The organism is Pantoea sp. SIMBA_079 (genome assembly GCF_046940275.1).
Taxonomy (GTDB): domain Bacteria; phylum Pseudomonadota; class Gammaproteobacteria; order Enterobacterales; family Enterobacteriaceae; genus Pantoea; species Pantoea borealis.
Genome location: NZ_JAWRYR010000381.1, coordinates 1 through 267 on the forward strand (window position 1 = coordinate 1; position 267 = coordinate 267).

At 71.5% G+C, this 267-nt stretch carries 1 protein-coding gene; it reads right to left on the bottom strand.

Annotated elements, in window-relative coordinates:
• Positions 1-267: sigma factor-like helix-turn-helix DNA-binding protein (locus SB719_RS20450; RefSeq protein WP_412159785.1), on the bottom strand; the 267-nt coding region annotated here is incomplete at both ends.

The window sequence follows — 267 nt, forward strand, 5'->3', positions numbered from 1 at the left end:
CGAAGGCGCGGCGCAGGGTCGATTTCACCGAGCCCAGCGGCATGCCCAGTTCGTGGGCGATCTCGCTGTGGCTGCGCGCCTCGAGAAAGGACATCCGCACCAGGCGCGCCTGGGTGGCGGGCAGCGCGTCGATCGCCCGGCCCAGACTCACCTCGTCGACGTAGCTCTCCGGGGCGCTGGCTTCGTCCACCTCCCGGTCGAGCGCCAGTTCGAAATCCTCGGGCAGGCCGTCGCCATAGGCCACCGTGGCCCGGCGCCGCACGCTGT